This window comes from Kyrpidia sp. (assembly GCF_023512215.1).
Classification (GTDB): domain Bacteria; phylum Bacillota; class Bacilli; order Kyrpidiales; family Kyrpidiaceae; genus Kyrpidia; species Kyrpidia spormannii.
The window spans coordinates 50,598-63,492 of the sequence record NZ_JAILZZ010000003.1; the positions used below are offsets into that span (position 1 = coordinate 50,598).

General features: G+C 57.3%; 14 protein-coding genes. 8 read left to right on the top strand and 6 right to left on the bottom strand.

Annotated features, from left to right (window positions below; genetic code table 11):
- The first annotated feature begins 3 nt into the window (after positions 1 to 3).
- The 7 genes from K6T64_RS02450 (at position 4) to K6T64_RS16825 (ending at position 5,806) form a co-directional block, all read left to right on the top strand.
- Positions 4 to 867: a branched-chain amino acid ABC transporter permease gene (locus K6T64_RS02450; RefSeq protein ID WP_100668818.1), complete on the top strand. Its 864-nt coding sequence runs from the start codon at positions 4 to 6 to the stop codon at positions 865 to 867.
- Positions 868 to 1,851, top strand: a complete 984-nt coding sequence (locus tag K6T64_RS02455; RefSeq protein ID WP_170086531.1) for a branched-chain amino acid ABC transporter permease — start codon at positions 868 to 870, stop codon at positions 1,849 to 1,851. It begins immediately after the preceding gene.
- 43 nt (positions 1,852 to 1,894) lie between these two features.
- Complete coding sequence (locus K6T64_RS02460; RefSeq protein WP_288008411.1) at positions 1,895 to 2,617, top strand: ABC transporter ATP-binding protein; 723 nt, start codon at positions 1,895 to 1,897, stop codon at positions 2,615 to 2,617.
- Between the two features lie 4 nt (positions 2,618 to 2,621).
- Positions 2,622 to 3,365, top strand: a complete 744-nt coding sequence (locus tag K6T64_RS02465) for an ABC transporter ATP-binding protein (protein WP_288008412.1) — start codon at positions 2,622 to 2,624, stop codon at positions 3,363 to 3,365.
- Between the two features lie 48 nt (positions 3,366 to 3,413).
- Positions 3,414 to 5,081, top strand: coding sequence for an acyl-CoA synthetase (locus K6T64_RS02470; protein ID WP_288008413.1), 1,668 nt, complete (start codon positions 3,414 to 3,416; stop codon positions 5,079 to 5,081).
- Positions 5,082 to 5,297: 216 nt separating this feature from the next.
- A complete protein-coding gene (locus tag K6T64_RS02475) occupies positions 5,298 to 5,552 on the top strand; it encodes a hypothetical protein (protein WP_288008414.1) in 255 nt (84 codons plus the stop codon).
- Positions 5,549 to 5,806 (top strand): type II toxin-antitoxin system RelE family toxin, encoded by a 258-nt coding sequence (locus tag K6T64_RS16825; protein ID WP_013076939.1) that lies wholly within the window; start codon positions 5,549 to 5,551, stop codon positions 5,804 to 5,806. Before K6T64_RS02475 ends, K6T64_RS16825 begins: the two co-directional genes overlap by 4 nt.
- Positions 5,807 to 5,950: 144 nt before the next feature.
- Here the strand turns inward: K6T64_RS16825 and K6T64_RS02480 are convergent, their stop codons facing one another.
- The 6 genes from K6T64_RS02480 to K6T64_RS02505 all read right to left on the bottom strand — a co-directional run bounded on the left by K6T64_RS02480 (position 5,951) and on the right by K6T64_RS02505 (position 11,548).
- Positions 5,951 to 6,922 (bottom strand): DMT family transporter, encoded by a 972-nt coding sequence (locus tag K6T64_RS02480; protein WP_288008415.1) that lies wholly within the window; start codon positions 6,920 to 6,922, stop codon positions 5,951 to 5,953.
- A 175-nt stretch (positions 6,923 to 7,097) separates the two neighbouring features.
- Entirely contained in the window at positions 7,098 to 7,898 is an 801-nt protein-coding gene (locus K6T64_RS02485) for an amino acid ABC transporter ATP-binding protein (RefSeq protein ID WP_288008417.1), read from the bottom strand.
- A complete protein-coding gene (ehuC, locus tag K6T64_RS02490; RefSeq protein ID WP_288008418.1) occupies positions 7,876 to 8,532 on the bottom strand; it encodes an ectoine/hydroxyectoine ABC transporter permease subunit EhuC in 657 nt (218 codons plus the stop codon). The genes K6T64_RS02485 and ehuC overlap by 23 nt, the downstream gene beginning before the upstream one ends.
- Positions 8,533 to 8,546: 14 nt before the next feature.
- Positions 8,547 to 9,350 carry a substrate-binding periplasmic protein gene (locus tag K6T64_RS02495; protein ID WP_288008420.1) on the bottom strand — a complete coding sequence of 268 codons (804 nt, stop codon included), beginning with the start codon at positions 9,348 to 9,350 and terminating at the stop codon, positions 8,547 to 8,549.
- Between the two features lie 31 nt (positions 9,351 to 9,381).
- Complete coding sequence (locus tag K6T64_RS02500; protein ID WP_288008421.1) at positions 9,382 to 10,791, bottom strand: NAD(P)/FAD-dependent oxidoreductase; 1,410 nt, start codon at positions 10,789 to 10,791, stop codon at positions 9,382 to 9,384.
- 91 nt (positions 10,792 to 10,882) lie between these two features.
- Positions 10,883 to 11,548 (bottom strand): GntR family transcriptional regulator, encoded by a 666-nt coding sequence (locus K6T64_RS02505; protein WP_288008422.1) that lies wholly within the window; start codon positions 11,546 to 11,548, stop codon positions 10,883 to 10,885.
- Between the two features lie 350 nt (positions 11,549 to 11,898).
- Here K6T64_RS02505 and K6T64_RS02510 point away from each other — a divergent pair, with 350 nt between their 5' ends.
- Entirely contained in the window at positions 11,899 to 12,894 is a 996-nt protein-coding gene (locus K6T64_RS02510; protein ID WP_288008423.1) for a sugar-binding transcriptional regulator, read from the top strand.
- The last annotated feature ends 1 nt before the right edge of the window (position 12,895 follow it).

Consider the following 12,895-nt stretch of genomic DNA (forward strand, 5'->3'; position numbering starts at 1 on the left):
ACCATGGTTTCCATCTTGACGGGACTTTCAACGGCAGCCATTCTGTTCATCGTCTCCGCGGGACTCAGTCTGGTCTTTGGAACCATGCGAATTATCAACATGGCCCATGGTACCTTTTATATGATCGGGGCATATCTGGTCACCCTCGCTTTTGCCGGGCTCACGATGCGCGCCACCGGATTTGTCATCGCCCTGATTTTGGCCGCAGTACTGGTTAGTGTGCTCGGAATCGTCATCGAGATGTTCGTTTTACGACGCTTATACCAAAGTGAACATCTCTTCCAGCTCCTGGCGACCTGGGGGCTTATGCTCGTGCTTGAAGAGGTCACCTTGATCGTGTGGGGCCCCAACAATGTAACAGGGAGTATCCCCGGGGGTCTAAGCGGGAGTTTCGCCATTGGCGGACAGTCTTTTCCCTTTTACAACGCGTTTCTCATTGGTGCGGCCCTTGTCATCGCGGCGTTACTCTGGCTTTTGCTGAAGTTTACACCCCTTGGCAGGATCATCCGGGCAGCGGTCCAGGACACGGAGCTCATCTACACCCTTGGCGTAAATGTGAAGCGACTCTACACCCAGGTATTTGCCCTGGGGACCTTTTTGGCCGCCCTAGGGGGCGCACTGGTGGCACCGTCCACCTCGTTGGGCCCCGGAATGGACGCTCAGATTGTCATGGAGGCTTTCATCGTTTCGGTGATCGGGGGCCTGGGAAGCATCTGGGGAACTGCTCTCGGGGCTTTAGTCATCGGGTTGTTTCAATCCCTTGGGAACCTGATTGCGCCAGAGGTGGCGGCATTGGCTCCGTATCTCGTGATGATTCTGGTTTTGATCATTCGGCCGACAGGCATCTTTGGAAAGGCTGAGGCGTAGATGGCGAACGAAGCGAAAGTCCGTGCAGAGTCAACGCAGGCGGTGGAAACACCCAAGACCAGATTGGCCGGGTGGTTTTCCCTGATTGTCTTTCTGATCTTGGCAGGCGTTCCTTTTATGATGACGCTTGAAATGACACTGATCGTGGAAAGTGCCTTGGTTGCGGCGCTGTTCGCCCTGGCCACGAATTTCCTCGTTCGCGACGCCGGGTTGGTGAGCTTTGGACAAGCGGTGTTCTACGGGACGGGCGCCTACACCATCGGTTTGCTGTGGATGCACAATCGGTCGCCCTTCGAAATCGGGTTTGTGTTGGCTCCATTCATTGCGGCAATCGTAGCTTTAATCATTGGAGCCCTCTCCCTTCGGGCTCGGGAGTTCTATTTCGCGTTATTGACACTGGGATTTTCACAGTTGTTTTACTCGCTGAGCATTCAGTTTTATTCTTTCACCCAGGGTGATACGGGGATTTTCGGCATTCCGTTGCCGGACTATCTGAGGAATCCCGTTTCTTCTTACGAGTTTATCTTAATCGTGGGCACTCTCGGAACCGTGGTGTTATGGTGGATTCGGCGCACTCCTTTTGGGCTCACCCTTCGGGCCATTCGCGACAACCGGATTCGTTCCCAAGCTCTGGGCGTCAACGTGTTCTCGGTCCAGCTTGCGGCCTTTGTGATCAGTGGATTTTTTTGCGGACTCGCGGGAGCGTTGTTCATTGTGTACCAACAACATGCCTATCCGGCGATGTTGAACTGGGAAGCCTCGGGAGTTCCGATTTTGATGTCGGTGCTGGGCGGCATGGGATCCTTCATAGGACCCATCGTCGGTGCGTTCATATACACGATTTTGCAAATGTGGGTGGGCACCGAAACCCAACACTGGCCGCTGTTTGTCGGCCTGATCGTCCTCGGGTTCGTTCTGCTGTACCCGGGCGGCGCTTCTCGGGCATTGTCTCAAATCCGGCAGCTATGGATGAAACGGGGGTAGAGCGATGGCCCATCACCCCTCTGATTCAGGGATACGGTTAAAAGTGGAACACATCAAAAAATACTTTGGGACTTTCCCGGCTGTCGATGATGTCAGCTTTGAGGTGCGTCACGGGGAAGTGATGGCCATTATTGGGCCAAACGGCGCCGGGAAAACGACGGTTTTTAATGTTTTGAGCGGCCACATGAAACCAACGAGCGGGCATATCTATCTGGACAACGTCGATATCGCGGGACAAAAGCCGCACAAGGTCGCCCGTCTTGGAATTGGCCGGGCCTTTCAAACCACCAATATTTTCCCAAGCCTGACGGTCCTTGAAAACGTTCTGTCTGCCGTGCATACGGCAAACCGCCACACCTATCGCGTGTGGGGGCTAAGTGAGCGATCTGTACGGAAGGAAGCGGAACACTTGCTCTCCTTGGTGAATCTGACGGAACACCACGGATTTCCTGCAGGCGCCTTGTCCCACGGTGACCAACGGGCCCTGGAAATCGCCTTGGCCTTGGCCACTTCGCCGAAGGTTCTTCTGCTGGACGAGCCGACTGCCGGGATGTCGCCCTACGAAACCCAGCAAACCGTGGAATTGGTTCGGCGAATCGTCGCGGCCCAAGGACTGACGGTGGTATTATCCGAACATGACATGGAAGTGGTGTTCGGCCTGGCAGACCGAATCACCGTGATGGAAGCCGGTCGGGTTCTCGCCCGGGGTACACCCCAAGAAATCCGTGAGAACCCTGCTGTCCAGCGAGCTTATTTGGGAGAGTGACATCATGGCCGGTTCAGCGTCATCCGCACAAGATCAAACTGTTTTGCAAGTCGAGAATCTGCACGCTTATTACGGTCAGAGCCACATTCTGCACGGAGTCTCTCTGCAGGTTCATTCCGGGGAAGTGGTGGCGCTTCTGGGTCGCAACGGCGTCGGCAAAACCACGACCCTGCGGGCGATTGCAGGTTTAATTCCCCAGGTTCAAGGGCACATAAAGTTGGCGGAGCGGGAACTGACCCATTTGCCAGCCTACCAGATCGCCCGGCAGGGCGTGGTGTACGTGCCGAGCGGTCGGCGCTCCTTTGACCAGCTGACCGTAAGAGAGTGCCTGCAGGTTGCCGTGGAAGGTCGGGGCCATCGAAAGAAAAAAGATGCTTCCGAGGCTTTTGACCGGGTATTTGAAATCTTCCCCGCTCTGAAAGAGCGGCTCCATGTCGCCGCCGGGGTCCTCTCTGGCGGCCAAAATCAGATGCTTAAGATGGCTTGTGCTTTTTTGGCGAATCCTATAATTTTATTGTTGGATGAACCCACGGAAGGCCTGGCGCCGCTTGTTGTCAAAGAGTTGCACAATCGGATCGCGGCGCTGGCACAAACGGGAGTTGGCATCTTGTTGGCCGAACAAAACTCCAAGTTCGCTTTTTCCCTCAGCGAGCGCGGCTATATCCTGAATAAAGGCGCGGTTCAATTGAGCGGAGACGTGACCGATTTATCCGACAGTGAAGAGGCACTGCTTTACTTGGGCGTGTAGGGTCATGGTACAGGACTGAAAGCTGAAGCCGAAAGGGTGTGTGCACCTATGCTGCCGTACTACCGAGATGATTTTTGGGCCACAACTTCAGCGCACCCGATGTCTTATGAGGAGATTGACCGCAAGTTTGTGTGGGATGTGCCGGAACGCTTCAACATTGGACAAGAAGTGTGCACCCGGCATGCGTCAAAAAGAGGCCAGCTGGCGCTGGTCTACGACCGGGGCGACGGTCACCACGAAAAATGGACATTCTGGGAGATGGAGCAAACGTCCAATCGCCTGGCCAATGCACTCCGCGGTTTGGGCGTGGATCGCGGAGATCGAGTAGCCGTGTTTTTGTCGCAATGCCCGGAGCTCCCCATCGCCCATATCGCGGCTTATAAACTCGGTGCCATCGTGGTGCCATTGTTCACGTTGTTCGGCCCCGAAGCCTTTGTCTATCGACTCAATGACAGCGAAGCCAAGGTGCTGATCACCGATCACGAACACGTCGGTGTGGTGATGGACCACCGGACCGAGATGCCCGGCCTGAAACGAATCATCGTCACAGACGGCCGGGTACCCGGGACAACATTTTGGGGGGACCTTCTGTCCGCCGCTTCCCCGGAATTCGACGTTTTCCCCACCCGGGCCGACGATCCGGCGATCATCATCTATACTTCGGGGACCACCGGGGCCCCGAAAGGCGCCCTGCACGCCCACCGCATGCTCTTGGGCCACCTGCCCGGCGTGAGTCTGTCCCACGATTTGATGCCCGCCCCGGGGGATTTTATTTGGACACCGGCGGACTGGGCGTGGATCGGGGGGATGTACGATGTCCTCTTTCCGGCCCTGTACTGGGGGGTCCCGGTTCTCGCCCGGCGCATGCCAAAGTTCGACCCGGAAGAGGCCTTCGCCTTGATGGCCAAATGGGGAGTGAGAAATGTCTTTTTCCCTCCCACGGCCCTCAAAATGATGCGGGGAGTCACAAACCCCCGCGACCGCTGGAATCTCGACCTCCGCACCGTGGCCAGCGGCGGCGAGCCCCTCGGCGAGCAGACCATGGAGTGGGGCCGGGAAGCACTGGGCCTCACCATCAACGAATTCTACGGGCAAACGGAATGCAACCTCGTGTTGACCAATGCGGGCAAGCTCTATCCCCCAACGCCCAACTCCGCCGGGCGGCCGGTGCCCGGACACGTGGTGCGGATTATCGATGAAAATGGCACAGAAATTCCGCCGGGAGAAGTGGGGGAGATCGCCGTCCGCCGGCCGGATCCGGTGATGTTTCTCGAATATTGGAAACGCCCGGAGGCCACCGCCCGCAAGTTCGTGGGGGACTGGCTCCGAACCGGGGATCTGGGGTACAGAGATGAGAACGGACATTTTATCTTCATCGGCCGGGACGACGATATTATTTCCTCGGCAGGTTATCGCATCGGGCCGGCGGAAATCGAGGAGGTTCTCGTCAAGCACCCCTCCGTGCTGATGGCCGCCGTGGTGGGGACGCCGGACCCCGTCCGGGGCCAGGCCGTGAAGGCCTTCATCAAATTGTCCGATCCTGCCCAGGCCGGCCCGGCCCTGGTCCGGGAGCTCCAAGATTGGGTCAAGACCCGTCTGGCGGCTTACGAATATCCGAGAGAGATCGAGTTCGTGGAGAGTTTCCCCATGACACCTTCCGGAAAGATTCAGCGACAGGTCTTAAGAAAACAAGAAGAAGCAAAGAAGCGCCGATGATGCGGGCAGCGGCATAAACTTGCCCCAGGGGTCCGATGTTGTCGAAGGCCGCCCGCGCTCCCTTGAGGGAGCGGGCGGCTTTTTCAGGCGAGAACTGAAATCATGTTCTCATCCTGAGGTGAGCTTTCGCTCAAATCTTTATGATACAATGGGAATGGCAGAGGCAGTTGCGTCATCGTGTAAGGTACGCGCTAACGATGAAAAGGGGACATGACGGTGAACGTGACTCGAGAGGAAATCCATCGCATAATTGATGAAATTCCGGAGAGCCAGTTGCCAATTGTTCTGAGGTACTTGAAGAGGTTCACGGATGCTTCCGACGACCCGGTGCAACGGGCACTCGCCAATGCGCCCGTCGACGATGAGCCTCAGACCGAGGAAGAGCAACGGGCGGTTCAAGAAGGCAAAGCGGACGTCCGCCTGGGCAGGACGTTGTCCACCGATACCTTAAAGCGTGAGCTTGGGCTATGACTTATTCCGTGAGTTGGTCTAGGCAAGCCTTACGCGATTTACAGAAGCTGGACAAGTCTACCGCCACAAGAATCATCGCAGCCGTCGAAACATTTGCAGAAACCGGCCGCGGAGATGTCAGGAGGCTCAGTAATGCCGACGGTGAATACCGCCTGCGCGTCGGGAATTGGCGCGTTCGGTTCATCCTGAATCATAAGTCGCACCTCGTTGTAGTGATTCGAGTTTTACCCCGCAGTGGAGCTTATAAACGTTGACCGTCCCGAACAACCATGTAAAGGGACTCATAATTCTTGACGGCCGCCCGCTCCCTCATGCGGAGCGCGGGCGGCTTTTTCAAGTACTTCAGGTACCAATCTTCTAAGTCGCGTCCGTTGCAGGGCACACGGTTTACCATTGGTTCAACTTGCGCTTCGTCCGGGTTGGGTTCCGGCTGCAATCCATAGCCCCACTAGAACGGCAGCACCGCCGACGCAGAACGTCAGCCTCAAAGGCTCGTCTAATGCCCAGTGGCCGAGTAGGCCCCCCACAACGGGCTGAAGGGCGAGAAACAGGTTGGCCCGGGCCGCGGAAGCATACTGCACTCCGGCATTCCACAAAAAGAAGGCGAGGGCTGTGGAAATTAAGCCGAGGTAGAGAACACTTCCCAAAGCCTCTGGCGTGGTCAATATTCGCCAAAGGGCGGGCCAACCGACCGCCATTCCTTGCATGAAAGCAATCGGGGTGACCATCACCCACCCGGTGACCAGCGCCCCGGCCGTCAAAACGAGAGGATCGGATTCTGACGCCGGCAAACGAGACTCCGCCCGTTGGACCAACACCGACATTCCCGCCCAGGTGGCCGCCGCCACCACCAGGCAGCCCACTCCTGCCCAGAATAACACTGGAGACTCCGATGAAGCCACCGCCCCCGTCGCACCGGCTGAGCCACCGTCGGCCCGCGTAGCAGAGCCAAGGATCACATCTCCACCAACCACCAGACCGACCCCGGCCAGGGCGATGATCACCGCCGTCCAAACCCGTCCCCCCACTTGCTCGCCGCTCCAACGGGCCATCAAAGCAGCGAAAACCGGGGAGGACGTTGTCACAAGTGCCCCGAGGTGGGCGGAAGTCCACGCCGTACCGAGAAACTGCGCCCCAATGGACGCTGCATAGCCGGCCGCGCCCACGGCCCCGTACCACAGCCAAGTCCGCCCATCCCGGGGCCAGGGCTGGTGCCGGGCCTTGAGCACGAGAGCCAGCATGACCAAGGCTACCGCGTATCGCAACCACAGCAGTACAAAAGCGGGAATCACATCGAGTGCAGCTTTGCTGATCACGTACATGCCGCCCCAAATGGCGGCCGCCACCGACAAGTAGACATAACCTCTCATTCTCGTCCCCTCCCCGCCGGAAATCCGGGCGGGGTCCCCGCCCGGTCTTACAACCCGAGCAGGGCAACTGGGACGTCTCGCTCAAAGGGCGGTTCCATCTCTCCCATCACCCCCATTGAGAAAAATCACACCTTTTCCATGGTACCACGACCCGGCCAGGGAGTGCCACCGCGGCTCACACACTCTCTTCCACCGCATCCCTCGAATGCCGGCGGCTGGCCACATCCTCGCGCCGCAATCTGCATAAAAACTGTTGCAGCCGGTCTGACTGGGGATGATCAAAAATTTCCTCGGGGGTCCCACTTTCGAGGATGATCCCTTCATCCATAAACACCACCCGATCTGCCACAGACCGAGCAAAGCTCATCTCGTGGGTAATAATCACCATCGTCATCCCATCGTCCGCCAAATCCTTCACCACCCGAAGTACTTCCCCGACCAACTCCGGGTCCAGGGCCGAAGTGGGCTCGTCCAGGAGCATCACCCTGGGGTGCATTGCAAGAGCCCGAGCGATAGCCACCCGTTGCTGCTGGCCGCCGGACAGTTCGTGGGCATACCGATTCTCCTTGCCGGCGAGCCCCACCTTTTTCAGCAGCGCCCGGGCCTCGCTCATCGCCTGCCCCTTGTCCATCTTTTTGACGGTCACCGGCCCTTCGATAATATTTTGCAGGACTGTCATATGTGGAAAGAGGTTAAAGGACTGGAACACCATTCCGATCCGGACCCGAAGGCGACGAATCTGTTCCTCATTTCTACGCTTTCGGCTGAACCGGTCAAAGTGAATTCTCTCCCCATCGATCACCAAGTCCCCTTCATCCGGGATCTCCAAAAAATTGATTGTCCGGAGCAAGGTCGATTTGCCACTGCCGCTGGGACCGATGATCGCCACCACTTCCCCCTCGGCCACTTCCAAGGTGATTCCCCGCAGGACAGGGTGGTGATGAAAACTTTTTTTAATGCCTTCGAGCCGAATCATAGCTCAGCCTCCTTTCTAACCGGTTTACATAATGCGCCAACGGATAATGCAAAATCCAATAAATCACCGCCACCAGCGTAAAAATCTCCAGGTTCCGGAAGGTGGTGTTTGCCAACTGCTCCCCGGTGTGCATCAGTTCATTCACCGTGATCACCGCAGCCAGGGACGAATTTTTCAACAGAATAATCGCCGAATTCCCGATGGGCGGGAGTACATTGCGCAGAGCTTGGGGAAGGATAATCCTTCTCATCGCTGTGGAATAGTTCATCCCGATGGAATACGCCGCTTCCATCTGTCCCTTGCCGATGGAACGAATCCCGGCCCGGATCACTTCCGCCAAATAGGCCCCTTCATTGATTGACAATCCCACCACCGCCGCCGCATACGGCGAAAGTTGGACCCCCGTCTCCGGGAGCACAAAATACATGTACATCAATTGCACCATAAGCGGTGTTCCCCGGATCGCACTAATATAGATCCGGGCGAAATTCGAGAGAACGAACTGATCGGAGATGCGCAGAAGCGCCATGACGAGGCCGATGACCAGGGCAATGATCAAGGAAAGCAGTGAAATCTGGATCGTCACCCACGCCCCCTGAAGGAGAATGGGAAGAAAGCTGGCGAGATCGGTCACGCGACATCATCCTCTCACTGCGATAGTCCCCACTTCTGCAGGATGGCGTGGAGCCGCCCATCTCCTTTCATTTGGTCCAATGCTTTGTTCACCGCTTGATCCAAGTCGCTCGCCCCCTTGGGCAATCCCAGGCAGACGTCCCCGGTCCAGTGAGGCTTATAATCCGACACCAATTGAACGTTCAAATCCGGATTGGTGCGCAGCATATACACCATAATCGGATAGTCGGCGACAAAGGCGCTGAGTCGGCCGTTTCTCACATCGGTAATCATGTCCCCGATAGACTTGTAGCTCTGCACCTGAATATCCGGATAATTTTGTTTCAACCCGGTCAGGAACACTGTCCCATCCTGGGCCCCAACCGTCTTGCCCTTGAGGTCCTCCAGGCTGTGGATACCCGACGTCCCCTTGGGTACGACCAAGCCCTCGCCATAATGGTAAACGGGGTTGGAAAAATCAATGATTTTCGCCCGGTCCGCCGTCTTAAACATCCCCGCCGAAATCATGTCGATTTTGTTCGACTGGAGAGAAGGGATAAGGCCGGAAAAACTGGCCTCCACCAGTTGGACTTTGACGCCGAGATCCTTGGCCACCTCGTTGGCGACATCCACCATCACGCCATCGATCTGGTTCGTTTTGGTGTTTAAGAATGTAAAGGGCACTCCGGTGGTGGTCACCCCGACCCGAATGGTTCCCTGCTGTTTAATCGCCTGCAGCGCGGACTGCCCGGGGGCAGGACTTGCTCCGTTGGATGCGCACGCCGCCACAAACCCCATCAATCCCAGTGAGAGAATCGCCATCCATTTCAATCTTCTCATCCTTGTGCACCTCCTGAATCGCTTTTGCCTCTCAGTGTTCCTGCAGCCGCTCCGCCAATGTGCGTCCCTGGGGCCCCCGGCCCGTCATCTCCGCCTGCCGGTCCACTCTGGCCAACCCCGCCTGTACGTACCGAATCCCAAGCCACCGCAGGGGCTCCGGCTCCCACGGCGGCGACGTGTGCTGCACCATGGGCAGGTCAGCCCATTCACCCTCTTTTTCTGCGATCAGTCCGGCCAGCACTCGACCCGCGAGGTTCGTGGTGGAAACCCCCTGTCCCACGTAGCCCCAGGCTCCGGCCAGTTTGCGCAGTGGATCGTACCAGAGATTCGGCAGCCAGTCCCGGGGAACACCCAGGGGCCCGGCCCAGGCATGAGTAAAGCGGATATCCTTCAATACCGGAAACCACGTCTTCGCTAAACGAACCAACGCCTCAGTGACGTCAGGACTTGACTCGTATTGCGGCTTGATCCGCGAGCCATAATGATACGGTTCCCCCCGCCCGCCAAAGAGAATCCGCCCATCTGCCGTCCGCTGCAAATAATCGATGCTGAGCCGGGTGGATCCCACCGCCTCCCGCCCTGCCCAGCCGATTTCTTTCCACACATCGTCGGCAAGGGGTTCGGTGAGAACGATGGAGGAATAGATCGGCACGACGGCGCGGTGGAAAGTTCTGATCTCACTCACGTAGGCCTCCGCGGCGATCACGGCTGCCAGCCGTGCCTCCAACCGGCCGCGGTCCGTCTCGATGACGGCGGGTCGCTCCCCTTCCCCCGCCTTGATCCGCAGCGCCGGCGTGCGTTCATAAATCCGAACCCCGAGTCGCTCCACCGTCCGGGCTAATTGCCGAACCAGCCGCCCGGGATGAAGGACCGCCGTATCGCGGTTATACAAGGCGGCCCGCAGGCCGACGATTCGAACATGGGCAGCGGCCTCCTCGGCGTCCCACCACTGGTAATGGGATTCCAGGCCCAGGGCGGCATACATCTTCATCCATTTTTCTAAAATGGGAACCCCATACTCACCCAGGGTCACCTGCATGGCCCCGCCCCGGTGCCAGTGCACATCCAGATTTTCCTCCTGGATCACCCGCTCGACTTCATCGACACTCTCGTACATAGCGGCTTGCATTCGTTTGGCCGTGTCAATCCCGAAGCGCCGGATCGCCCCCGAGGGGGTCAACGAAAACTTTGGCGTACACCATCCCCCATTGCGCCCCGAGGCACCAAAGCCAACGATGTCCCGCTCCACCATCGCAATCGACAGATCCGGATGGGACTTAGCCAGATAGTAGGCCGTCCACAGGCCGCTCAATCCCCCGCCAACAATCGCGACATCAACGGTCGTCGACCCTTCCAGGGACACTCGAGGCGTCAGATCATCGCCACAAGTCTCGAGCCAGAAGCTTTTGTGCGCATAGTCGGTTTTTGAATCGTCCGGCATCCTGGTCACCATCCATTTAGACGTTGAATGATCGCCTCGTCTTGTTGGCGATGCCGAGAAAGTTTCCTGTCCTCGGTTGTACATCCACGGGTTAGTCGAATACCGACGGCATGCCATTCTCTGTATAAAAATACACGGTGCTCTTCAAATGCTCCTTAATCGCCCTCGCGGCCTCAACGGGATCCCGGTTGGCAAAGGCCTGAAAAATGCGGTCGTGTTCCGCGAATACTTTTAAATCACCCAAGGCCTTGCTATAAAATGGATCCTTCAGAATCATGTAGCAATTCCCCCGCGCCACTAAAACGGCCACCTGCTGGTGAAGCACCGGATTCCCGGTCACAAGAGCCGGAAACTCGTGAATCGCTGTGTTGATGTCGATAATGGCCTCATAGTCCCGCACTTCGTAGGCTTGTCTCTCCTGTTCAAGGAGAGAACGAAGTTGAGCGACATCCTCGTCTCGACAAATCGGAGCCGCCTTTTCTGCGGCGTACCCTTCCACCAACATTCGAACTTCAAACAGGTGTTGGATATCGGTCACGGTGGGATCGATCACGAAGGCGCCGCGATACGGCACGATCTCAATCAACCCTTCCGCGGCCAGTCGTTTGAGCGCCGCCCGAACCGGGGTTCGGCTCATGTTCAATCGATGACTCAGCCACTCTTCAGACAGTGGCTGCCCCGGCAGCAGATGTTTTTGGATCAAAGCCCGCTTGATGCGGCGATAAGCTTCCCCCTCGGCACTCACTCTCGAAGACATGTCACCTGGCACCACAGCCCAAGGGCAGACACCCCCCGGCCGTTCTCAACCAGGAACTCACCTCCTCCCCTCTTGGTGGTCATCCGGGCGGCCCTTACCCCCCGTGACGGACGATCCACCTCTCTCCTGTACGATCCAGCCTCCAGGAGATGAACTATTGTATACGGTAATTGTATACGAAGTTACCGAAATCGTCAATATACTTTTCCCCACCTGATAGAAGCGGACCGCTTTCAAACAAATGTAATCCTAAAAATACAGTTGATTATACGGAGTATTCACTGTATACTGGTGGTATGGGCGCGCTTCTCCGCATGGGCGCCGTATTCGTTGACGAGGTGATCGCAAAGATGCGCAAAAACGAAGGGAAAAACGCCACTGAAGCTGATCTCGATACCCTTTACCGCATCGCCAGGCAATACTATCTGGAGAACTTTACCCAGGAGGAGATCGCGCGAAAAGAGGGGCTGTCCAGACCATATGTATCACGTTTATTACAAAAGTGTCGAGACCAAGGAATCGTGCAGGTCACGCTGGACTACCCCTTTCCAACTAACGTGGAACTGGAGGTGGAACTGAAACGACAATTTTCATTGGCCGAGGCGGTGGTCGCCGTCTCCGGCCGCCACGAAGAGGCCGGGGCGGTCATCAGCCGGGTGGGGGCATATTACCTCAGCACAACATTAAACAGCGGAGACGTCCTCGGAGTGTCCTGGGGCCGGGCTCTTCTGGGAATTGCACGGCAACTGTCGTACCGCCCGGACAAAGGGACAGACGTCGCCCAGTTGGTTGGAGGGGTCGTCAACACTGAGGTGCAGACCCAGGCCAATGAACTGGTGCAGACCCTCGCCCAGAAACTGGGCGGCAAGCCCTACTACCTGCCCGCACCGTTATTCACCGACACTCCCGAAGCGGCCGAGATGTTAAAGGGTGAACATTTGGTGATGGAGGGCATTCAACGCGCCAGAATGTCCACGGTGGCGTTGGTGGGTATTGGCTCAGCTTTTAGCAACGCGACCCTGCTCAAACACGCGAGATTCCCCGACGAAACTTCACGGGAACTTGAAAGACTGGGGGCCGTCGGGGATATTTGCGGCCGCTGGTTCACCTCCGAGGGAGTGTTATGCCCCTCGGAGCTCGACGGGCGCACGATTGGCATTACTCTGGAAGAACTGAAGCGCATTCCCAAAGTGATCGCAGTGGCTTATGGAAGCGAGAAGGTGCAGGCCATCCTCGGGGCCCTGCGGGGCGGACTCATGGATGTGTTGATCACGGACGACCGCACCGCCGCCGAAATTCTCGCACAACGCCGGTTTGTACTCAGCGTAAACGGGGAGGGGTCATGAG

Bases quoted from the DNA above. Each gene is read 5' to 3' on its own strand.
- K6T64_RS02500 (WP_288008421.1), bottom strand. From the start codon at position 10,791: ATGCCGGACGATTCAAAAACCGACTATGCGCACAAAAGCTTCTGGCTC.
- K6T64_RS02495 (WP_288008420.1), bottom strand. From the start codon at position 9,350: ATGAGAAGATTGAAATGGATGGCGATTCTCTCACTGGGATTGATGGGG.
- K6T64_RS02480 (WP_288008415.1), bottom strand. From the start codon at position 6,922: ATGAGAGGTTATGTCTACTTGTCGGTGGCGGCCGCCATTTGGGGCGGC.
- K6T64_RS02485 (WP_288008417.1), bottom strand. From the start codon at position 7,898: ATGATTCGGCTCGAAGGCATTAAAAAAAGTTTTCATCACCACCCTGTC.
- K6T64_RS16825 (WP_013076939.1), top strand. From the start codon at position 5,549: ATGACTTATTCCGTGAGTTGGTCTAGGCAAGCCTTACGCGATTTACAG.
- K6T64_RS02455 (WP_170086531.1), top strand. From the start codon at position 868: ATGGCGAACGAAGCGAAAGTCCGTGCAGAGTCAACGCAGGCGGTGGAA.
- K6T64_RS02470 (WP_288008413.1), top strand. From the start codon at position 3,414: ATGCTGCCGTACTACCGAGATGATTTTTGGGCCACAACTTCAGCGCAC.
- K6T64_RS02505 (WP_288008422.1), bottom strand. From the start codon at position 11,548: ATGTCTTCGAGAGTGAGTGCCGAGGGGGAAGCTTATCGCCGCATCAAG.
- K6T64_RS02465 (WP_288008412.1), top strand. From the start codon at position 2,622: ATGGCCGGTTCAGCGTCATCCGCACAAGATCAAACTGTTTTGCAAGTC.
- K6T64_RS02510 (WP_288008423.1), top strand. From the start codon at position 11,899: ATGCGCAAAAACGAAGGGAAAAACGCCACTGAAGCTGATCTCGATACC.
- K6T64_RS02450 (WP_100668818.1), top strand. From the start codon at position 4: ATGGTTTCCATCTTGACGGGACTTTCAACGGCAGCCATTCTGTTCATC.